This window comes from Mycobacterium sp. E2989, from assembly GCF_001667595.1.
GTDB lineage: Bacteria > Actinomycetota > Actinomycetes > Mycobacteriales > Mycobacteriaceae > Mycobacterium.
On the sequence record NZ_LZJX01000100.1, the window covers coordinates 1 to 22,470 of the forward strand.

Sequence of the window (22,470 nt, forward strand, 5' to 3'; positions counted from 1 at the left end):
ACCACGACCACCTGGACACCGTGGAGCTGTTCGGCACCCAGACCGGCGACACGACCGATAAGTTCGACCGCTGCTCGTGGCACACCGGCCCGGCGCAGCTGCCCATCCTCGACGACGCGGCGGCCTGGTTCGTCGGCGAGATCCTCGAGCGTTTCTCGCTGGGCGACCACGTCGGGCATCTGCTCGCGCCCGTCGACGGCAGCCCGCCGCGCGAACTGGAGAGCTGGGTGTCCTTCGGCGACGTCCGGCACCTCGAACCCGGCCACGAGGCGTAGCGGTGATCCCCCGGGTGGGCACCGTCGCCGGCATCACCGAGCTCGCGTCGTTCTACGCCGATCCGCCGCAGGGCGTGCGGGCCAACATGATCTTCAGCGCCGACGGCGCCGCCGCGTTCGCCGGCCGGGCCGGCCCGCTGTCGTGCCCCACCGACCAACAGCTGCTGAGGATCCTGCGCGGCTTCGCCGACGTCGTCCTGGTGGGCGCCGGCACCGCGCGCGCCGAGAACTACGGCCCGGTGCGGCTCACCGATTCGGAACGAACCGTGCCGCCCCCGATCGCGGTGATCAGCCGCAGCGGCCGGCTCCCCGAAAGGCTGTTCAGCCGCCCCGAGCAGCCCCCGATCGTGGTCACCTGCGCGCGCGCCGCGGCCGCGCGCGACGACGCCGGCCGACGGCTCCTGGTGGCCGGCGAGGACTCCGTCGACGTGGCGCGCGCCGTCGCCCTGCTGCGCGAACAGGGCATGCACCGCATCCTGTGCGAGGGCGGTCCGACCGTGCTGGACGAGCTGGTGGAAGCCGACGCCGTCGCGGAGATCTGCGTGACGCTGGCCCCCAAACTCGCCGCGAGCCAGCCCGCGGGCCACCGGCCCACCCCGTCGCCGCTGCCCGCGCCGGTGGCGATGCGCCTCGAGCACGCGCTGGCTTGCGAAGACTACGTGTTCTTGAAATATCGCCGCTGAATTCCGCTCGACATGCAGCCGACCACACCGCTTCCTATGATGGAAATGCCCGGTTGCGTGCGCGTATCGAATCGCCTGCGCGGCATCGTCTTCAGTTCATCGCCGTCCACTTTCTCGAGCCACACAGAGGAGGAATATCGGCCAGGTGAGCAGCGCAAAAGACGACCACGACTACCGCAATCTGGCGGTGAACCGGCTGCGGCCCAGCGAAGTTCAATGGGCGCTCAACCACGACGCCGTGCACGGGATCGCGTACGCCTTCAAGAATCCCGTCGCCGTCGCCGAATCCCTCGACGATCCGGACGACGACAGAATGACCTATCTCATCCGCGTCAAGCGTGACGATCTGGCGAACGCACTGGGCAGGATCAACGACTGGATCACCGAAAACCCCGGCCCCGCCGGGATGCAGGCGTTCGGATTCGTCCGGGCGCTGTCACGCGAGGGGCTGCGCGAACGCACCACCGGTGACGACGATTAATCGCTTGCCCAACTGGCTGGCTTTCGCTATTCGTCGTGCCCTCCGGCCGGCGAAACCTTAGCCTTATGCCTGCGCACGGTCGGTGACTGAGGAGTCGGGATGGGTGACACGACCGCGGATACGCGGGAGGGTTCGCAGTTCGGGCCCTATCGGCTGCGGCGGCTGATCGGCCGCGGCGGCATGGGCGACGTCTACGAGGCGGAGGACACGGTCCGGGAGCGCACCGTCGCGCTCAAGCTGATGTCGCAGACGCTGTCCAACGACCCGGTCTTCCGCTCCCGCATGCAGCGCGAGGCCCGCACCGCGGGCCGGCTGCAGGAACCCCACGTCGTCCCGATCCACGACTTCGGCGAAATCGACGGCCAGCTCTACGTCGACATGCGCCTGATCGACGGCAAAGACCTGGCCTCGATGCTGAGCCGGTATGGGCCGCTCGCCCCGCCCCGGGCGGTGGCGATCGTGCGCCAGATCGGCTCGGCGCTGGACGCCGCCCACGCCGCCGGGGTCCTGCATCGCGACGTGAAGCCGGAGAACATCCTGGTGAGCGGCGAGGACTTCGCCTACCTGGTCGACTTCGGGATCGCCAGTGCCACCGCAGACGAGAAGCTGACGCAGATCGGCACCACGGTGGGCACGGTCAAGTACATGGCCCCGGAGCGGTTCAGCGACTCCGAGGTGACCCAGCGGGCCGACATCTACGCGCTGGCCTGCGTCTTGTACGAATGCCTGACCGGGTCCCCGCCCTACACCGGCGACCAGATCAGCGTGATGGGCGCCCACCTGCACCAGGCGATCCCCAAGCCCAGCGCCGCGCGGCCCGGCATCCCCGCGGCCTTCGACGGGGTGATCGCCCGCGGCATGGCCAAGGACCCCGCGGATCGCTACGCCACCTGCGGGGACCTGTCGTCGGCGGCGTACGCGGCACTGGCCGAGCCGGACCAGGACCGGGCCACCGACATCCTGCAGCGCAGCCAGGTCGCGCGGGTGCCGGCCGCGCCCGCCGAACAGCGGCCCTCGGGGGCCCCCCAGGCTCCGCCCGCGTACGCCCCGTCGTCCGGCCCGATGTGGGCGCCGACGCCCCCGGTGCCCCAGCCGACGGGCTGGGGCGGCTCCCCCACCTGGGGGCCCGCCACCACCGGGACGCCGTGGGGCCAACCGCCGCGGCCGAGCAGGAAGCCCTGGCTGTGGGCCGGCGCCGCCGGCGTCGCCCTGGTGGCCATCGTCGGCGTGGTCCTCGCCGTCGTGCGGCCGTGGGAACCGTCGGCGCCGACGACGACGCCGACCAAACCACCGCCACCGGCGGACGCCGTCGCGCTCCGCGTCCTCGACGACGGCGTGTTCGTCGGCAGCTCGGCGGCCGCGACGACGATCGACATCTTCAACGAACCCATCTGCCCGCCGTGCGGAAGCTTCATCCGGTCGAACGCGGGGGACATCGAAACCGCCGTGAACAACAAGAAGCTCGCGGTGCGCTACCACCTGCTCGACTTTCTCGACGACAAGTCGCACAGCAAGAACTACTCGACGCGGGCCGTGGCGGCGTCGTACTGCGTTGCCGCGCAAAACGACCCGAAGCTGTACACCGACTTCTATTCGGGCTTGTTCGCCAGCAACTTCCAGCCGGCCGAGGACGCCGCGGAGGACCGCACCGACGGCGAACTGGCGCAACTGGCCAAGACCGTGGGCGCTGACGCCGAGGTGATGACCTGTATCAAGTCCGGAGACGACGTCGGCTCGGGCAAGGCGAAATCCGCGGCCGGTTACGCGACGCTGGCCGGGCTGGGCGCCAACTCCACCCCGTTCGTGTGGGACGGCACCGCGTCGGTGAACTATTCCGACCCGACCTGGCTGACGAAGCTCCTCGGATGACGATGAGCGATGACATCAGGGCGACCGACGACGACCGCAACCGGACGTGCCAGCTGCTCGACGCGGCGCTCGGTGACGGCCAGCTGTCCACCGAAGAGCACCGCGAACGGGTGAGCGCCGCCACCCGGGCCACGACGCTGCGGGAGCTGCAATCGCTGGTGACCGACCTGCAGGCGCACCCCGCCGTCTCGCCGGCGGCACCACCGCGGATCGACCGCCGGGTCTGGATCGCCGCGGCCGTGGCCGTCGTGCTGCTCGGCGCCGGCACCACCTGGGCGCTGCAACGCGACACCGGCTCGGCGCCGACGGCGTCGTCGACCACGTCCACCGCCACGGCGGCGAGCGCCCCCTCGGCCGCGACCACCAGCCCGACACCCCCGCCGCCGCAGCTGTTGTCGCTGAGCGGGGTGACCGGGGTGCTGGCCCAAATGCGGGCCCAGTTCGGCGACACACTGGGTTACCAACTGAACATCTATCAGGACCAGGTCGTGGTCCAGCGACCCGACACCGCGAACGCCCAGAAGCTGGTGACGTGGCTTTACCGCGACGGCAATTGGGCGACCGTGGGATCCAAAAGCTCCGTGCCCTCCCGCTTGACGGTCGGCGACCTCGGCAAGTTCGACGTGCAAGCGGTCGTCGGCGTCGTGCAGCAAGCGCCCCAGACCCTGCACGTTTACGACGCCAACCGGGTGTTCCTGGCGATCGAGTCGCGCAAGGACGGCGGCCTGAACCTGCGCATCAACGTCTCCGACGGCGCCCTGTCCGGCACCATCGCGCTGGCCCCGGACGGCACCGTCACGCAGGTCTCTCCCCCGGCCCGCTGACGGGATTGATCGCGATGGGAGTCAGGCGATGACCGGCGCGCAGGGCTCGCGGGTGGGGACGATGTTCGGCCCCTACCGGCTGATGCGACTGCTCGGCCGGGGCGGGATGGGCGAGGTCTACGAGGCCGAGCACACCGTCAAGCAGTGGACGGTGGCGCTGAAGCTGATGTCGCACACCTTCAGCCAGGATCCGGTGTTCCGCAAACGCATGGAACGCGAGGCCCGCATCACGGGCCGGCTGCTCGAGCCCCACGTGGTCCCGATCCACGATTACGGCGAGATCGACGGGCAACTGTATCTCGAGATGCGCCTCATCGAAGGCGTCGATCTGGCCAGCCTGCTGGAACGGGACGGACCGCTTCCGGCGCCGCGGGCGGTGGCCATCATCCACCAGATCGCCTCGGCCCTCGACGCCGCACACGCCGCCGGCGTGACCCACCGCGACGTCAAACCGCAGAACATCCTGATCACCGGCGACGACTTCGCCTACCTCGCCGACTTCGGGATCGCCAGCGCGACGTCCGACGAGAAACTCACCCAACTGGGCACCGCGGTCGGCACCATGAAATACATGGCGCCCGAACGGTTTTCGAGCGAGGAGGTAACCCCCCGCGCCGACGTCTACGCGCTGGCCTGCGTGCTGTACGAATGCCTGACCGGCGCACCGCCCTACCGCGGCGACAGCACCGCGACGCTGATCAGCGCGCACATGATGCAGCCCATTCCCAAGCCCAGCGAGCACGGGTCCGGCGTGAGCCCGGCGTTCGACCCGGTGGTCGCCGGCGGCATGGCCAAGAATCCGATCGAGCGCTACCCCACCGCCGGCGCCCTGGCCGACGCCGCGCACAGGGCGCTCAGCAGCCCCGAGCGCGAACGCGCCGAGACGATCCTGCGGGAAAGTGAAATCGTCTCTCCCGCAGCCGAATTCGGGCAGCAGACAGAGCCGCGCGGGCGTCACCGCTGGCCGATCGTCGCCGCCGCCGTGGTGGCCGTCGCCGCCGTCGGCGCCGTCGGGATCTGGCTGGCGCTCAAACCCTCGGGCCAGCGGCACGCCAAGGCCACCGTCGCGAAAACCCCACCGCCGTCATCGGCCGCCCCCAACGACCAACAGGCCCGGCTGATCAGCCTGCTCCCGCCCGGCTACCTGGCCGGCACGTGCACGCCCGCCACCCCGGAGTCGGGCAGCATCTGGGTGCACGCGGTGGCGATGGTGACCTGCGGGCAGAACACCCAGCCCGGCGGCCCCAGCCGGGCCACCTATGGGCTGTTCGCGACGCCCGACCGGCTGAAGAAGGCCTTCAACGACGACATCGCGAACGTCAGCCTGGTGAACTGCCCCGGCGAGGGGCGCTCGCCCGTCAGCTGGCACTACGACCAGACGCCCAACGACATGGCCGGGCTGATCGCCTGCGGCACCTACAACAATCACCCGAACGTGATCTGGACCAACGACGAGAAGCTCATGCTCAGCGACGTGTCCGGCGACCCGGCCAGCGTCGAGGACCTGCACACGTGGTGGGACGCCTACGGCTGACCCCTACAGGATGTAGAGCATCTCCTGGTAGGTCGGCAGCGGCCACAGGTCGTCGGCCACAACGCCTTCCAGCGCGTCGGCGGCGGCGCGCACCGCGTCCATCGCCGGCAGCAGCGCCTCCTGCGCGTGCTTGGCCTCCTCGAGCGCCGATTCCGCCGAATGCTGCGACAGCGCCTCGGTCAGGGTCCCCAGTGCGGTGGTGAGGTCGGCGAGCGGGGCCGACACCGATTCCAGCGCAGTGATGTTCGGCTCCAGGCCGGCGGCCTTCAACGTGGCGACGTTCTGGGCCAGCTCTGTCTGGTAGCGCAGGGCCGCCGGCAGGATGACCGTCGTCCCGATCTCCAGGGCCAACTTCGCCTCGACGCCGATGGTCAGCGCGTACTGCTCCAGCCTGACCTCGTAGCGGCTGTGCAGCTCGCGTTCGTTGAAAACCCCATATTTCTCGAAGACTTCGACGGATTCGGGCTTGATGAGTTCCGGAATAGCGTCCAGCGTCGTCTTGAGGTTGGGCAACCCGCGCTCGGCGGCCTCGATCTGCCAGTTCTCCGAATAGCCGTCCCCGTTGAACACCACCGCGCCGTGATCGGTGATGATCTCGGTGAGCAGCTTCTGCACCGCCGCGTCGAAATCCTCGCCGGCCTCGACGGCCCGCTCCAAAGTCGTTGCGATGTAGTCGAACGAGTCGGCCATGATCGTGTTGAGGACGATCATCGGCACGGCGACCGTCTGTCCCGATCCAGGCGCGCGGAACTCGAACCGGTTTCCGGTGAACGCGAAGGGGCTGGTCCGGTTGCGGTCGCCGGGATCGGTCGGCAGCGGCGGCAGGGTGTCGACGCCGATGATCATGGTGCCCTTGCCCTTTGACGAGGTCGCCGCGCCCTTGGCGATCTGCTCGAACACGTCGGCGAGCTGCTCGCCGAGGAAGATCGAGATGATCGCCGGCGGCGCCTCGTTGGCGCCCAGCCGGTGGTCGTTGGTGGCGGAGGCGACCGACACGCGAAGCAGCCCGCCGAACTTGTGCACGGCGCGGATCACCGCGGCGCAGAACACCAGGAACTGGGCGTTCTCGTGCGGCGTGTCGCCCGGCACCAGCAACGAACCCAGCTCCGCATTGCCCACCGAGAAGTTGACGTGTTTGCCCGAGCCGTTGACACCGGCGAACGGCTTCTCGTGGAAAAGGCATTCCATGCCATGCTTTTTCGCCAGCGTCTTGAACACCGTCATCAGCAGCTGCTGGTGGTCGGACGCGATGTTGGCGCGCTCGAACATCGGCGCCACCTCGAACTGGCCGGGGGCGACCTCGTTGTGCCGGGTCTTGGCGGGGATGCCGAGTTTGAACAGCTCCCGTTCGGTGTCCATCATGAAGCCGAGCACCCGCTCGGGCACCGACCCGAAGTAGTGGTCGTCGAATTCCTGCCCCTTGGGCGGCTTGGCGCCGAACACGGTCCGCCCGGCGTTGATCAGGTCCGGCCGCGCCAGGAAGAAGTGCCGGTCGACCAGGAAGTACTCCTGTTCCGGCCCGCAGAAGGACACCACCTTGTTGAGGTCCTTGTGGCCGAACAGCGTCAGAATGCGTTCGGCGTGGACGCCCATCGCCTGCTGGCTGCGCAGCAGCGGCGTCTTGTAGTCGAGCGCCTCACCGGTCATCGACACGAATACCGTTGGGATGCAGAGCGTGTTGCCGTTCGGGTTCTCCAGCACGTAGGCGGGGCTGGTCACGTCCCAGCCGGTGTAGCCGCGCGCCTCGAAGGTGCTGCGGAGCCCGCCCGAGGGGAAGCTGGAGGCGTCTGGCTCACCCTGGATCAGGGTCTTGCCCGCGAACTCGGCGAGGGTCTGGCCGTCGGAGACGGGTTCTAAGAAGCTGTCGTGCTTCTCGGCGGTCAGCCCGGTCATCGGGTAGAAGACGTGCGCGTAATGGGTGGCGCCCTTCTCCAGCGCCCAATCCTTCATCGCGACCGCGACCGCGTCGGCCACCGCGGGGTCCAGCTTGGCGCCCTTGTCGATGGTCGCCACGACGGACTTGTACACCGCCTTGGGCAGCCGCGCCTGCATCTCCGCCTTGGTGAAGACATTGGAGCCGAAGATCTCCCCCGGCAGTTCGCCCGGGACGAAGCTGACCGCGGGGGGAACGTATGCCTCGACATTGTTGATCGCCTGAAGGCGCACCGCATTACCGCTCAATGGAATTCCTATCGCTGAGGGGCCCCGTCTAGTGGACCGACTCACATTAGGAATTCTCGATGGCGGAATTGTTACGCCCGCGTCACCGGTATCGCCGCGATGGTTTCAAACGGAAGACGGGCCGCGGTCGTCGGCCCCGGCCTCGTCGACCGTCAGCGGCAGCGCGAGCTCTTCGAGCGGGCGCCGCTCGGCCGCGATCCCGAGCCACAGCTCGACCAGGCCCGCGATCGCCATCACCGCGGCGCCGGTCAGGAACGACCACATCACCTGGCCGCGCTCCCCGGAATTGATCAGCTGCCCGAACAGCAGCGGGCCGGTGATGCCGCCGATCGCGGTGCCCACGGCGTAGAAGAACGCGATCGCCAGCGCCCTGGTCTCCATCGGGAAGATCTCGCTGACCGTCAGGTAGGCGGCGCTGGCGCCCGCCGAGGCCAGGAAGAACGCGACCGCGAGGACGGCGATGAACGTCCAGACGCCGCCGGTCCGGGTCACGAAGAGGACCGCGAGGACCACGGCCACGACCGCCGACCCGAGGTAGGTGGCCGTGATCATCGGCTTGCGGCCGACGGTGTCGAACAGGTGGCCCAGCGCCAGCGGCCCGACGAAATTGCTGAGCGCCCAGAGGATGAAGAACAGCGGCACCTTGCCCGACGGCACGCCGTAGAACCCGCTCAGCAGCGTGCCCAGGTTGAACGTCACGCCGTTGTAGAGGAACGCCTGCCCGGTGAACAGCGCCAGCCCGAGCACCGCGCGCCGCGGGTAGAGCTTGAACGCCACCCGGGCGATTTCCCGGAACGAAATCGTCTGCCGCTGGCGGATTCTGAGCTTGCGCCCCTGCGGCTCGGGCAGCGGCTCCCCGGTTTCGCGCTCCACCGCCTCCTCGATCTCGCCGACCACCCGCTCGGCCTCCTCGTCGCGGCCGTGGATGAACAACCACCGCGGGCTTTCCGGGACGTTGCGCCGGACCAGGAGCACGAAGATGCCGAAGATGGCGCCCACGCCGAAGGCGAGCCGCCAGCCGATGTTGGGCGCGAAGTTCGACGTGTCGAGCAGGACGAGGGCGCCGGCGGCTCCCGCCGCCGACCCGAGCCAGTAGGTCCCGTTGATGATGAGGTCGACGCGACCGCGCAGGCGCGCGGGGATCAACTCGTCGATCGCCGAATTGATCGCGGCGTACTCGCCGCCGATGCCGGCGCCGGTGAAGAACCGTGCGACGAAGAAATACCAAGGGGCGAAAGCGAATGCGGTCGCGACGGTGGCGGCCAGGTACACGGCGAGGGTCAACATGAACAGATTGCGCCGGCCGAAGCGGTCGGTCAGGTGGCCGAAGAACAGCGCGCCCAGGCACGCGCCGGCGATGTAGAACGCGGCGGCCATGCCGATCTGCGCCGCGTTCAGGTCGATGCCGCTGCCCTTCTCGGTGAGGCGAGCGGACACGTTGCCGACCATCGTGACCTCGAGCCCGTCGAGGATCCACACCCCGCCGAGCCCGATGACGACGCGCCAGTGGAACCGCGACCAGGGCAGCCGGTCCAGGCGCGCCGGCACGTGGGTGGTGATGGTTCCGGTTTGCACGCTTCCGCTCATCTGGCTCCAATCCGAATGACGTTCCCCAGCATTACCCAGACGAGCCGCAAGGCAAGCATCAACCGCGGTCGGCGCGCGACTCCTCGGGGGTCCAGGCCGCCGGCTGGCCGGGGTGGCCGGGGAACAGGAAGTCGATGAAAGCCGCGGCGGTGGGCTGGGGTTCGTGGTTGGCCAGCCCCGGTCGCTCGTTGGCCTCGATGAAGGCGTACTCGGCGCCGGTGACGTCGGGCACCAGCAGGTCGATGCCCGTCACGGGGATGCCGATCGCCTCGGCCGCCGTCACCGCGACCCGGCACAGCTCCTGGTTCACCACGGCGGTGACGTCGTGGATGGTTCCGCCCTGGTGCAGGTTGGCGGTGCGGCGCACGCGCAGGCGGCTGCCCTGGGGCAGCACGTCGTCCAGCGACCAGCCCGCCTCGGCGACCGTCGCCTCGGTGAGGTCGTCGAGCGGGATGCGGGACTCGCCGCCGGTGGCCGCCGATCGCCGCCGGCTTTCGGCCGCGATCAGGTCGCGGATGCTGTGCTCCCCCGTGCCGATGATCTCGGGCGGCATCCGCAGCGCCGCCGCCACCACCCGGCCGTCGATCACCACCAGCCGCAGGTCGTCGCCCTGCACCCGCTGCTCGATCAGCACGTCCGGGTAATGCTGGCGGGCGCGGGCCAGCGCGGCGGCCAGGTCCTCGGGGCCGTTGTCGGCGGTGACGCCGACCGTGATGCCCTTCCCCTGCTCGCCGCGGGTCGGTTTCACCACCACCTCGCCGACCTCGGTGAGGAAGTTGTAGTCGCCCTCGTCGAAGGTGGCCAGCCGGGCGCGGGGCACGGTGATCCCGGCCTCCGAAACCAGGCGGCGCGTCAGGCGCTTGTCGTCGCAACGGCACATGGCCACCGCCGAGGTGTATTCGGACAGCGATTCGCGGGTGACGACGCTGCGGCCGCCGTGGGTGAGCCGCATCTCGCCGGTCTCGGCGTCGAGCACCTCGACCCAGATGCCCCGACGCAGCGCCTCGTCGGCGATGATCCGGGCGTAGGGGTTGAGGTCGTCGACCGTCTCGGGCGGCGGGCTGAACAGCGGCTCGTTGATCGCGTTCTTGCGCTTGATCGCCAGCACCGGAACGCGGACGAAGCCGAGCTTCTCGTACAGGCCGATGGCGGCGGCGTTGTCGTGCGCGACGGACAGGTCCATGTAGGCGCGGCCCGCGTCGCGGAAGCGCTCGGCCAGGGCACGGGTCAGCGCCGCCCCGATGCCGGGGAGGCCGGCCGCGGGGTCGACGGCCAGGGTCCACAGGCTCGATCCCTGCTCCGGGTCGGAGAACAGCAGCTCGTGGTCGACGCCGGTCACCGTGCCCACCACCGCGCCGTCGGCGTCGCGCACGGCCAGCAGATAGGTCACCGCCGGCACATTCAGGTGGTTGTTCCAGATGACGTCGACGCCGGCCGGGACCATTCCGCAACGCACGTAGACGCGGTTCATCGCGTCGGCGTCGACCGGGTCGTTCAGCGTGCGCACGGTCACGCCGAGCGGCGCGGCCGACAGCTCCTCGGCGGTGGACTCGGTGAACCGCAGCCGATAGGTGTGGCTGGGGTCGATGAAAAGCTCGGTGGGCGCTTCGGCGACCACGACGTGGGATTCGCGCGCGTAGATGCAGATGTCGCGGCGCCCGGGCCCCTCCCGCCGCAGCGCCTCCACCAGCTGGTGGGCGTCGGCGAAGGTCTGCCCGAAAATTAGTCGGCCCCAACCCAATTCGAGCTCGACATCCTTGGCCATCGCCTCGACCAACTCCGGCGGTGACGCGTCGTGCAGACCGAGTGTGATCGCCTCGGTGTGGTCGCCGGAGGGATCGATGACGGTCATGCCACGGGGCCCGAAATGCCGTGCCGCTGCAGCCAGAGTTCGAGCAGGGCGATCTGCCAGAGTTCGTTGCCGCGCAACGGGGTCAGCTTGCCGTTGGGGTCGGCCAGCAGGGCGTCGACCGCCTCGGTGCGAAACAGGCCGCGCTCCTTGGCAACTGGGGCATAGAGCGCGTCGCGCACCATGTCGAGGTAGGGGCCCTCGAGGTGGGTCAGCGCCGGAACGGGGAAGTATCCCTTGGGCCGGTCGATGACCGCCGACGGAATCACCCGCCGCGCCGCCTGTTTGAGGACGCCCTTGCCTTCGTGGGCGATCTTGAGCTCCGGCGGGCAGGTCGCCGCGAGCTCGACCAACTCGTGATCCAGGAACGGCACCCGGCCCTCCAGGCCCCAGGCCATGGTCATGTTGTCGACGCGCTTCACCGGGTCGTCCACCAGCATCACGGTGGTATCCAGCCGCAGCGCCCGGTCGACGCCCGTCTCGGCGCCCGCCCGGGCGAAGTGCTCGGTGACGAAGCGCTCGCTGGGGTCGTCCGCCGCCATGATGCCCGGGCCCAGCAGGCCCGCCAGCTCCGCCGAATCGCGATCGAAGAAGGCGCCGCGGTATTCGGCCACCGAACCCTGCAGCGACGCCGCGGCCGGCGAACCCATCGGCGGGTACCAGTGGTAGCCGGCGAACACCTCGTCGGCGCCCTGGCCGGACTGCACGACCTTCACGTGGCGCGCCACTTCCTGGCTGAGCAGGTAGAAGGCAACACAGTCGTGGCTGACCATCGGCTCGCTCATCGCGCCGATGGCGCCGTCGAGCGCGGGCAGCATCCGGTCCGTTCCGATGCGGATCTGGTGGTGGTCGGTTTCGAAGCGCTGGGCGATGATGTCGGACCACCGGAACTCGTCGCCCTCGACGCCACCGGCGGACTCGAAGCCGATGGAGAAGGTCATCAGGCCGTGCTGGCCCGCCTCGGCGAGCAGGCCGACGATCAGGCTGGAGTCGACGCCCCCGGACAACAGGCAGCCGACCGGCACGTCGGCCACCAGCCGGCGCTTGACCGCGACGCGAAGCGCGTCCAGCACCGCCTCTTCCCAATCGCTCTCCGACCAGCCGGCGCGGTCGGCGCGCCGGGTGAAGTCGGGTGTCCAGTAGGTGGTGGTGGTGCGCCGGCCGTCGGGTTCGATGGCGATCAGCGAAGCGGGTGGGACCTTGCGGACGCCCCGCAGGATGGTCAGCGGCGCCGGGACCACCGAGTGGAACGTCATGTAGTGGTGCAACGCCTGGGCGTCGATGCGGGTGTCCACACCACCGCCGGCCAGCAGCGCCGGCAGGGCCGAGGCGAACCGGATCCGGTGGCTGTCCTCGGTCAGGTAGAGCGGCTTGATCCCGAGCCGGTCGCGGCCGAGCAACACCCGGCCGCTGTCGCGTTCGACGATGGCGAAGGCGAACATGCCGTGCAGGTGGCTGACGAAGTCGTCGCCCCAGTGGCGGTAGGCCTTGAGCAGCACCTCGGTGTCACTGTGCGAGAAGAACCGGAAGCCGTGCCCGCTGAGTTCGCGGCGCAGCTCCTTGTAGTTGTAGATGCAGCCGTTGAAGGCGATGGCCAGACCCAGTTCCGAATCGACCATCGGCTGGGCGCCGGCCTCGCTCAGGTCGATGATCTTGAGCCGGCGGTGGCCGAGCGCGACACGCCCCTGCGACCAGGCGCCCGACGCATCGGGACCCCTCGGGGCCATCACGGCGGCCATTGCGGACACCGCTGCTACGTCGGGGACCCGCCCGTCGAGCCGTACCTCCCCGGTGACTCCGCACACTCCTTGGACCATACCGAAGGCGGTCGCGGCGCGCCCTAACGGCCACTGTGAAATGCGTCGGTGCGGCGGTCCGGTCCGCGGCGGTATCGGCGGCAAAGCGGATGCCGCCGGCGGGTTACACCGCGCCTGTTAAATCTTGGTTGCGCTCTGCTCTCGCCGTTCACGGCCGGGCGGTCCGGCCGTCGCCGTCCGTCCCGAGCGGGTTGTCTGGTCGCCGAGACGCGCGGAGCGCCGCCGGTGAATGGGACCGCAGGCGGCGCAACCCTTTTCGACGCCCCGCCGCCGGCCCGGACCCGGGCGCCGTCCGGGGGTGACCACCCATTTTCCCGGCCGAGTGGGGCCGATTTGTGTGAGGTGGCGCGATCAACGCCGGCGAGAAGGGTGCCTCGGTTCTGGTTAATGTTCAGCCACCGTTATGGCAGGGAGTGCGGTGGCCACTTTGAGGAAGACCTTGACGCGAGTGATTGTCGGCGCGGTGATGCTTGCGGGGGGCGGATTGCTTTTCGCGGCGCCCGCGTCCGCCGATCAACACGATGACGCGTTCATCGCGGAGATTCAGCGCAGCGGGATCGTCTTCACCGATCGCGGGGCCGCGATCGCCGCCGGGCACAACATGTGCGCCGGGCTCGACAAGGGCAAGACGCCGACCTCGCTGGTGCTGAATGTCGTGCGGGCCACGGACCTGTCGGCACACGAGGCCGGCTACCTGCTCGGCGCCTCGGTGGCGTCCTATTGCCCTCAGCACAGAGCCGCCGTCGGCAACTAGTCAGCCGGCCCGCTCCCCGGGACGCTTGTCGTCCCGCGACGCGTGTTGGCCATCGTGGGCCAATTCGAGCCGCCGTTCGGCGAGGACGAGGAGATGCCTGAGCCGCTGCCCGTACAGCCCCACCGAATCGTTGGCCAGCATGTCGTCGTGCGCGCACTCGATCGAGTAGGTCAGGATCTCGCCGGACACGTACGGCCGCCAGGAGGACGCCAGGAACGCGGCGCGGTCGCCGCCGTCCGCCGTGGCGGCGAAGACGGTGATGTTGCCGCGCAACACCCCGGGTCGGTGCGCCCGGTACCAGGCGGCGTTCTTGCGGGCGTTGTCGGTGAGCAGGTCGACGAGCCGCCTGGATCGCGAGGCGTCCGGGTGGTGTTCGGCCAGCGCGTCCGGCAGGACGACGCCGTCGCCGACGGCGGGCTGGGCGTCGAGCAGGATGAGGCGGGCGACATCGCACCCGCGGCGCTGCAGCGCGATCGCGACCTCGTGGGCGACGACGCCGCCAAACGACCAGCCGAGCAGGTTGTAGGGCCCGGACGGGTACACCCGCTGCAGCCTGTCGGCGTAGGTTTCCGCCAGCTCCCGGATTGACCGGGCTTCGCTTTCTGCGGCTTCCGGCACCTGTTGTATCCCGATGATCGGGCAGTCCAGGTAGTTGCCGAGCACCTGGTACGGCCAGCTGACGCCGCCCGCGGGGTGGATGCAGAACACCGGAATGCCGGCGCCGCGCTTCAGGGTCTGCACCGGCACGACGTCCGGGGTGGCGCCGGAGTCCGTGACGAGCCGCTGGCTCAGGCTTCGCACGGTGGGCGCGTCGAACAGGGTGCGCACCGCGAGGTCGACGGACAGGTCGGCGTTGAGCGTGGCGATCAACCGCATCGCCGAGATGCTGTCGCCGCCCAGGTCGAAGAAGGAGTCGTCCACGCCCACCCGCTCGACGCCGAGCACCCGGGCGAAGGTGCCGGCCAGGATCTCCTCGGTCGCGTTCGACGGCGCCCGGTATCCGCGGCCGGCGTACTCGGGCGGGGGCAGGGCGCGGGTGTCGAGTTTGCCGTTGGGCGTGAGCGGCAGGGCGTCGAGCCCCAGCACGGCGGCGGGCACCATGTACACCGGCAGCCGCCCGGCCAGCGCGGTGCGGGCCTCGGCGGGGTCGGCCGTTCCGGTGATGTAGCCGACCAGCCGCTTGTCTCCGGGGCGGTCCTCGCGGGCGATCACCACCGCCTGCTCGACGCCGTCCAACCGGGCCAGCGCCGCCTGGACCTCACCGAGTTCGATGCGGTAGCCGCGGATCTTGACCTGCTCGTCGGCGCGGCCCAGGTATTGCAGCTGCCCGTCCGCGCCCCAGCACACCAGGTCGCCGGTGCGGTACATCCGCGCCCCGGGCCCGCCGAACGGGCAGGCGACGAACCGCGACCCGGTCAGCCCGGCCCGCCCGGCATAGCCGGCGGCCACGCCGGTGCCGGCCACGTAGAGTTCGCCGACCACCCCGGGCGGCACCGGCCGCAGCCAGGCGTCGAGCACGAACAGCGCCGCGCCCGCCACCGGCGAGCCGATCGGCGGCACGCCCGAGCCCGCCGCCAGCGGGGCGCTGATCGCCACGCACATCGTGGTCTCGGTGGGGCCGTAGGCGTTGACCATCACCCGCCCCGGCGCCCAGCGGTCGACGACCTCGGCGGGGCAGGCCTCACCGGCCATCACCAGCGCCAACCCGTCGAGACCGGCCGGGTCCAGCGCCGCGACCGCCGACGGGGTCTGGGTCAGGACGCTGACCCCTTCGTCGACCAGCAGGGCGCGGAAGTCCCGCGGTGAGCGCACCACCGACTCGGGCACCACGACCACGCGCCCGCCGCGCAGCAGCGGGGCGAAGATCTCCCACACCGACACGTCGAAGGCGTACGAATGGCACTGCGTCCACACGCCGGGGGACGGCAGGCCGGCGTCGAGCGAGCCGATCAGCCGGGTCACGTTCTGGTGGGTGACCGCCACGCCCTTGGGCACGCCGGTGGTCCCGGAGGTGTAGATGAGATAGGCGACGCCGTCCGCCGGGGGCGCCGGCAACGCGGTGTGCGGGTAGCCCGCGATCCGCGCGTCCTCGATGTCGATGACCCGGACGTCGCGCCCGTCCAGCCGCGAGCGCAACCCTTCGGTGGTGATGGCGGCGATCGGCGCGGCGTCGGTGAGCATGAACCGGATCCGGGCGGCCGGGGCCGCCGGGTCGATCGGCAGGTACGCCGCTCCCGTCTTGAGCACCGCCAGGATCGCCACGATCGCCTGCGCCGAGCGGGAAAACAGCAGGGCCACCGACTGTCCCGGGCCCGCGCCCTCGGCGACCAGCAGGTGCGCCAGCCGGTTCGCCGCGTCGTCCAGCTCGCGGTACGTCAGGGACAGGTCGTCCCAGCCGACCGCGAGGGCGTCGGGCCGGCGGGCGACCTGCGCGCCGAACATCTCCGGGATCGAGACCGGGGTGGGGGCCGGCCGGGCCAGCACCGCCCGGTTGCCGATCCCGTCCAGGTGCGTGTGCTCCGGGGCGTCCAGCAGGTCGACCGCGGAGAGCCGCCGGGCGGGGTCGGTGGTCATCGCCACCAACACCCGCTGCAGCCGCTCGGTCAGCGCGTCGATAGTGCCCGCGTCGAACAATCCCGCGTCGTATTCCACCCGGAGTCCGAGCCGGTCGCCGGACAGGGCGGCCTGCATCGTCAACGGGTAATGGTTGCGCTCGAACATGTTGAAGTCGGTGATGGACAGCTCGTGGTTGACCGCCATCGCCGAGGTTTCCAGCGGATAGTTCTCGTAGCCGAACAGCGTGTCGAAAAGCCGTTCGTGGCCGGTCATCCGGTGGATTTCGCTCAGCGACAGGTGTTCGTGGTCGAGCGTCTCGTTGTGCGCGCCCTGCAACTGGTCCAGCAGCTCCCGGGTGGTGGTGGCGGGCGTGATGCGGGCGCGCACCGGGATCGTGTTGATCAGCAGGCCGACCATCGATTCGGCGCCCGCCACCTCGGCCGACCGGCCGGAGACGGTGGTGCCGAACGCGACGTCGTAGTTGCCGGTCAGCCAGGTCAGCAGCTGCGCCCACGCGGCCTGCAGCACGGTGCTGACCGTGGTCTGGCAGGACCGGGCCAGCTCGGCGAGCGCGGCGGTGGTCTCGGCGGGCACCGCGAACGTCGTGAGGCCCCGGGCGCCCGGCTCCAGCTTGGTCGGCGGTCCGACCAGCGTCGGGGTGTCGAAGCCGGCGAGCACCTGGCCCCACGCCGCCCTCGCGGCGTCGAGGTCGCGCCCGGCCAGCCAGGTGACGAACCGGCGATAGGGCGCGGGCGGGGCCAACCGCTGCCCGGTGAGGCTGGCGAAGGTCTCGTTCACCAGGATCGGCACCGACCAGCCGTCCAGCACGATGTGGTGAATCGTGAGCACCAGCCGGTGCCGGTTCTCGGCCGTGCGAATCATGGCCACCCGGAACGCGGGCCGGTCGGCCAGGTCGTAGACCGCGGCGCGCTCGGCGGCGCAGAGTTTCTGCACGCGCTCGTCGGCGCCCCGGAGCTCCAGGTACCGCCACGCCATCACCGGCTTGGCGGGGATGACCTGCACCGGTTCGTCGAACTGGTCGCGGAATCGGGCCACCAGGTGCGGGTGCCGCTCCACCACCGCTTGCACCGCCTCGCGCAGCCGGTCGGGGTCGAGCGGGCCGGTGACGCCGATGTCCAGCTGCACCACGTACAGGTCGTCGTGGCTCGCCCGCGTGGTGGTGGCGTGGAAGAGCAGGCCCTGCTGCAGGGGGGTCAACGGCAGCACGTCGGCGACGGCGTCGAGGCGCTCGAGCTCGTCGATCTGTCGCTGGTCCAGCCGGGCGGGCAGGATGTCCGACGGGGTCAGCCCCCCGCCGCCGCCGCGCACGTGGGCGCAGATGCCGGTCAGCGCCTCGAACCAGAGCCGGCTCAGCCGAGTGACCTGCTCGCGGTCCAGCGCCGAGGGCGCCCACGTCCAGTTGGCGTGCAGCTGCGGGCCGGCCTCGCCGTCGGCGGTTCCCGCGTTGAGGTCGACGGTGTGCATCAGCGGCATGGGGACCGCCGTGCTGGTCGCGGTGACGGCCGAGCCGTCCCTGCAGATGCGCCACAGCTCGTCCGACATCTCGGCCGCGGCGCCGCCCAGCCGGCCCAGGTAGTTGAAGCCGATCGGCGGGTCGGAGCCGTCCAGGTCGACGTCGGCGTTCAGGTAGCGCAGCAGCCCGTAGGTCAGCGGATCCGGCATGCCGCGCAGCTGCTCCTTGGCCGCCTTGAGCACCTCCCCCAGCGCCGGGTCACCGGAAACCACTTGCGCCCAAGGCAATTCGCCCACCGCCAGGGCAACCGGGTACTTGGTGGTGAACCAGCCGACGGTGCGCGACAGGTCCACGCCGGCGGCCAGTTCCTCGTGCCGCCCGTGACCCTCGACGTCGATGCCGACCGGCGCCCCGCCAGGAAGGTCGGGGCCCAAGAACTCGGCCCACGCCAGCGCGTAACCGATCAACAGGATGTCGTTGACGCCGGCGTGGAAGGCGGCCGGCGCCTCGCCGAGCAGCGTGCGGGTGGTCTCCACGTCGAGCCGCACCGAGAGGTGCTCGGCGGTCTCGTACGTGTCCGTGTCGGGGCGCACCGCCGGCAGCGCGGGCGGGGCCGCCGCGATGCGCCTCCAGGCGTCGGCCCGCTCGACGACGGCCGGGGCGTGCGCGTGCTCGTCCAGGAGCGCGGCCCAGCGGGCGAACGACGTGCCGCCCGGCGGCAGCGCCACCGGCTGCCCGCCACTGCGCTGCGCCCAGGCAATGTTCAAGTCCTCCAACAGGATTCGCCAGGAGACGCCGTCGACAGCCAGGTGGTGGATGATCAGCACCAACTGGCGGGTGGAGCTGACCCACAGCGCGCTCAGCATCACCCCGTCGGCCGGGCTCAGCCGCGACCGCGCCGCCGCCACCGACGCGTCGGACAGCGCGTCGACCGCGCGCAGGTTGTCGGCGGCGCGCACGGCGCCGGCCTCCGGCACCGTCAGGGACCAGTTCGCGTCGACGCGCAGCCGCAGCATGGCGTGCCGGTCGAGCAGGGCCTGCAACACCGCCACCGCGTCGGCCTCCCCGACCCCGGCGGGGGCCTCGACGACCATCGTCTGGTTGAACTGGTCGACGGGACCGTCCACTCCCTGCAGCCAGCGGATGATCGGCGTCGCGGGCAGGTCCCCGGTGCCCTCGTCGGTCACGCCGGCGTCGCCGTCGGCCACCCCGACCACGCGGGCCAACCGGGCCACCGTCTGTTCGACGAAGATGTCGCGCGTCCGGCACGTCAGGCCGGCGGCGCGGGCGCGCGTCACCACCTGCATCGACGAGATGCTGTCGCCGCCCAGGTCGAAGAAGGAGTCGTCCACGCCCACCCGCTCGACCCCGAGCACCTGCGCGTAGATGCCGGCCAGGACCTCCTCGGCCGGGGTGCTCGGGGCGCGGTAGCGCTCGGCGTCGCGGTACTCGGGCGCCGGGAGCGCGCGGCTGTCGAGCTTGCCGTTGGGCGTCAGCGGCAGCGCGTCGAGCGCCACCACCGCCGCCGGAACCATGTACGCGGGGAGGCGGTCGGCCAGCCGGGCGCGCACCTCGGCGGGTTCCGCCGACCCGGTGACGTAGCCGACCAGCCGCTTGTCCCCGGGTCGGTCCTCGCGGGCGATGACCGCCGCCTGCCGCACGCCATCCAGGTCGGCCACCGCCGCCTGGATCTCGCCGAGTTCGATGCGGTAGCCGCGGATCTTGACCTGCGCGTCGGCCCGACCTAGGTATTGCAGCTGCCCGTCCGCGCCCCAGCACACCAGGTCGCCGGTGCGGTACATGCGCGCCCCGGGCCCGCCGAACGGGCAGGCGACGAACCGCGACGCGGTCAGCGCCGCCCGTCGCCAATACCCGCGGGCGAGCCCGGCGCCGGCCACGTACAGCTCGCCGACCACGCCGGGCGGCAACGGCCGCAGGGAGTCGTCCAGCACGAACAACGCCGCCCCGGCCACCGGCGACCCGATCGGAACCACGCCGTCGCCCGCCCTCAGCGGCGCGCTGATCGCCGCGTACACCGTGGCCTCGGTCGGTCCGTAGGCGTTGATCATCACGCGCCCCGGCGCCCACCGGTCCACCAGCTCGGTCGGGCAGGCCTCGCCAGCCACCACCAGCGCGGCGGACTCCAACCCCTCCGGGTCCAACATGGCTGCGGCAGAGGGGGTTTGGCTCAGCACGCTGACCCGCTCGGCGATCAGCAGGGCGTGCAGGTCCTCCGGGGACCGCACCACCGCGTCGGGCACCACCACCAGCCGCCCGCCGCGCAACAGCGCGCCGAAGATCTCCCACACCGAGACGTCGAAGCCGTAGGAGTGCCACTGCGACCACACCCCGCCGTCCGGCAGGTTCGCGTCCGCGGACGCGATCAGCTGGGTCACGCTGCGGTGGCTCACCGCAACGCCTTTGGGCACCCCGGTGGTCCCCGACGTGTAGATCAGGTAGGCGATGTCCTCGGCGCTGGGTGCCGGCAACGCCGCCGCGGGCCGGGTGGTGACGGCCGGGCCGTCGGCGTCGATGACGGGCACGTCGTGCTCGCCCAGCCGGTCGGCCAGCTCGGCGGTGGTGATCGCCGCGACGGGCGCGGCGTCGGCGAGCATGAAGCCGATGCGGGCCGCGGGGTGCGCGGGGTCGATGGGCAGGTAGGCCGCCCCGGTCTTGAGCACCGCCAGGATGGACACGATCGCCTCGGCGGATCGGTCGAAGAGCAGGGCGACGGTGTGTCCCGGGCCGGCGCCGTACTCGATGAGCAAGTGCGCCAACCGATTCGACGACTCGTCGAGCTCGCGATACGTCCACTCGCGGGTGCCCCAGCCCAGCGCCGGAGCGTCCGGCGTGCGGGTCACCTGGGCGGCGAAGGACTCGGGGATCGACACCGGCGCGGCCTTCGGCGCGGTCAGCGCCGCCCGGTTGCCGATCTCGTCCAGCCGGACGTGCTCGACCGCGTCGAGCAGGTCGACCGACGACACCGAACGGGCGGGATCGGTGGTCATCGTCGTCAGCACCCGCTGCAGGCGGGCGACCAGCGTCTCGATGCTGGCCGCGTCGAACACGTCGGTGCGGAACTCCACCCGCCCGCCGATCCCGGCGGGCTCGCCCGCCTCGGTCCAGCGCTCGGCCAGCGAGAACGTCAGGTCCATGCGGGCGACCTGGGTGTCCAGCGGTATCGAGCTGACCCGAACGTCACCCAGCGCCAGCCCGGTCGCGGCGTCGTTGTCCTGTCCCCCGAAGTTCTGCCACGCCAGCATCACCTGGATCAGCGGGTGATGGGTCAGGCTTCGGGTCGGGTTGACCCGCTCCACCAGCACCTCGAAGGGCACGTCCTGATGCTCGAACGCCTCCAGGCTGCGCGCGCGGACCCGGTCCAGCAGCTCGGCGAAGGTGGGGTCTCCGGTTACGTCGACCCGCAGCACCAGGGTGTTGACGAAGAATCCGACCAGGTCGTCGAGCGCGGGGTCGCGCCGCCCGGCGATCGGGAAGCCAACGGCCACATCGGTACTCGCGCTGACCTTGGACAGCAGCACCGCCAGGGCGGCCTGCACCACCATGAAGCTGGTCGCGTTGTGTTCGCGTGCCACCGCGGCGACCTGCTGCTGCAGATCCGCCGGCCAGTCGATGGCCACCGTGGCCCCGCGCTGGTCCGCGACCTGGGGGTAGGGCCGGTCGGTGGGCAGTTGCAACCGCTCCGGCATGCCGGCCAGCGTCTTTTCCCAGTAGGCCAGCTGCGCGGCGATGCGACTGCCGCGATCCTTCAGATCACCGAACTGGGCGCGCTGCCACAGCGTGTAATCCACGTACTGGACGGGCAATTCGGCCCAACGGGGCGCCTCGCCCGCGCACCGGCTGGCGTACGCGATCCCCAGGTCGGCGGCCAAGGGCCGCAACGACCAGCCGTCGGCGGCGATGTGGTGCACCACGGCGACCAGCACGTGTTCGTCGTCCGCGACGCGGAACAGCCAGCCGCGCAACGGGATATCGGTCGCCAGGTCGAAGGTCTCGCGGGCCGCGGCCCTGACGGCCCCGTCCAGCCGGCTCGGCGACCAGCCGACGGCGTCGATGACCTGCCAGCCGAACTCGGCCTGCTCCGCGGGGATGACCACCTGCTGCGGGGTTCCCTCGGGTGCGGTGAACACGGTCCGCAGGCTCTCGTGGCGGGCGACGACGTCGGCCAGCGCCGCGCCGAGGGCCGGGGCGTCGAGCCGGCCGCGCAGCCGCATGGCCGCCGCCATGTTGTAAACCGGTGACGGGCCTTGCAATTGGTCGAGGAACCACAGCCGGCTCTGAGCGAACGACAGCGGAACCACGGCGGGCCGGGGGCCGGCAGTCAAGGGCTCCAGGCCACCCCCGGCTTCCCCGATCCGGGGCGCCAGCTGCGCGACCGTGGGCGCCTCGAAAATGGCGCGCACCGAAAGGTATTCGTCCAGGTCGGTGTTGACGGCCGCGATGAGGCGCATCGCCGAAATGCTGTCGCCGCCGAGGTCGAAGAAGGATTGGTCGATGCCGACGCGCTCGACGCCGAGGACTTGGGCGTAGATGCCGGCGAGGATCTCCTCGACGGCATTGGTGGGGGC

At 70.8% G+C, this 22,470-nt stretch carries 12 protein-coding genes; 7 read left to right on the forward strand and 5 right to left on the reverse strand.

Going from position 1 to position 22,470, the window contains the following annotated elements:
- From A5680_RS17195 to A5680_RS17220, 6 genes are all read left to right on the forward strand, one after another.
- Nucleotides 1–275 (forward strand): flavin reductase family protein (locus A5680_RS17195; RefSeq protein ID WP_197499804.1); only part of this gene is annotated, 275 nt, incomplete at its 5' end.
- A 2-nt stretch (nucleotides 276–277) separates the two neighbouring features.
- On the forward strand, nucleotides 278–958 hold the full coding sequence (locus A5680_RS17200; RefSeq protein ID WP_082970405.1) for a pyrimidine reductase family protein: 681 nt from the start codon (nucleotides 278–280) through the stop codon (nucleotides 956–958).
- A 145-nt stretch (nucleotides 959–1,103) separates the two neighbouring features.
- Nucleotides 1,104–1,439: a hypothetical protein gene (locus A5680_RS17205; RefSeq protein WP_055403647.1), complete on the forward strand. Its 336-nt coding sequence runs from the start codon at nucleotides 1,104–1,106 to the stop codon at nucleotides 1,437–1,439.
- A gap of 99 nt (nucleotides 1,440–1,538) precedes the next feature.
- The gene (locus tag A5680_RS17210) at nucleotides 1,539–3,308 is read left to right on the forward strand and encodes a serine/threonine protein kinase PknE (protein WP_067821447.1); all 1,770 of its coding nucleotides are present in this window, start codon (nucleotides 1,539–1,541) and stop codon (nucleotides 3,306–3,308) included.
- On the forward strand, nucleotides 3,305–4,132 hold the full coding sequence (locus tag A5680_RS17215) for a DUF1707 domain-containing protein (RefSeq protein ID WP_067821450.1): 828 nt from the start codon (nucleotides 3,305–3,307) through the stop codon (nucleotides 4,130–4,132). The genes A5680_RS17210 and A5680_RS17215 overlap by 4 nt, the downstream gene beginning before the upstream one ends.
- Nucleotides 4,133–4,160: 28 nt before the next feature.
- Nucleotides 4,161–5,666 (forward strand): serine/threonine-protein kinase, encoded by a 1,506-nt coding sequence (locus A5680_RS17220; RefSeq protein WP_067821453.1) that lies wholly within the window; start codon nucleotides 4,161–4,163, stop codon nucleotides 5,664–5,666.
- Nucleotides 5,667–5,669: 3 nt separating this feature from the next.
- Here A5680_RS17220 and A5680_RS17225 read toward each other — a convergent pair whose 3' ends face one another.
- The 4 genes from A5680_RS17225 to A5680_RS17240 all read right to left on the reverse strand — a co-directional run bounded on the left by A5680_RS17225 (nucleotide 5,670) and on the right by A5680_RS17240 (nucleotide 13,088).
- Nucleotides 5,670–7,847, reverse strand: coding sequence for a glutamine synthetase III (locus A5680_RS17225; RefSeq protein WP_067821456.1), 2,178 nt, complete (start codon nucleotides 7,845–7,847; stop codon nucleotides 5,670–5,672).
- A 105-nt stretch (nucleotides 7,848–7,952) separates the two neighbouring features.
- A complete protein-coding gene (locus tag A5680_RS17230) occupies nucleotides 7,953–9,434 on the reverse strand; it encodes an MFS transporter (protein ID WP_055405760.1) in 1,482 nt (493 codons plus the stop codon).
- Nucleotides 9,435–9,492: 58 nt separating this feature from the next.
- Nucleotides 9,493–11,286: an N-acetylglutaminylglutamine synthetase gene (gene ngg, locus A5680_RS17235; protein ID WP_055405224.1), complete on the reverse strand. Its 1,794-nt coding sequence runs from the start codon at nucleotides 11,284–11,286 to the stop codon at nucleotides 9,493–9,495.
- Nucleotides 11,283–13,088 carry an N-acetylglutaminylglutamine amidotransferase gene (locus A5680_RS17240; protein ID WP_067821459.1) on the reverse strand — a complete coding sequence of 602 codons (1,806 nt, stop codon included), beginning with the start codon at nucleotides 13,086–13,088 and terminating at the stop codon, nucleotides 11,283–11,285. Before A5680_RS17240 ends, ngg begins: the two co-directional genes overlap by 4 nt.
- Before the next feature lie 460 nt (nucleotides 13,089–13,548).
- Here A5680_RS17240 and A5680_RS17245 point away from each other — a divergent pair, with 460 nt between their 5' ends.
- On the forward strand, nucleotides 13,549–13,854 hold the full coding sequence (locus tag A5680_RS17245; protein WP_231977645.1) for a DUF732 domain-containing protein: 306 nt from the start codon (nucleotides 13,549–13,551) through the stop codon (nucleotides 13,852–13,854).
- Here the strand turns inward: A5680_RS17245 and A5680_RS17250 are convergent.
- Nucleotides 13,855–22,470: non-ribosomal peptide synthetase (locus tag A5680_RS17250; RefSeq protein WP_156675154.1), on the reverse strand; the 8,616-nt coding region annotated here is incomplete at its 5' end. It abuts the gene before it with no gap.

Bases quoted from the DNA above. Each gene is read 5' to 3' on its own strand.
- A5680_RS17210 (WP_067821447.1), top strand. From the start codon at position 1,539: ATGGGTGACACGACCGCGGATACGCGGGAGGGTTCGCAGTTCGGGCCC.
- A5680_RS17215 (WP_067821450.1), top strand. From the start codon at position 3,305: ATGACGATGAGCGATGACATCAGGGCGACCGACGACGACCGCAACCGG.
- A5680_RS17220 (WP_067821453.1), top strand. From the start codon at position 4,161: ATGACCGGCGCGCAGGGCTCGCGGGTGGGGACGATGTTCGGCCCCTAC.
- A5680_RS17230 (WP_055405760.1), bottom strand. From the start codon at position 9,434: ATGAGCGGAAGCGTGCAAACCGGAACCATCACCACCCACGTGCCGGCG.
- ngg (WP_055405224.1), bottom strand. From the start codon at position 11,286: ATGACCGTCATCGATCCCTCCGGCGACCACACCGAGGCGATCACACTC.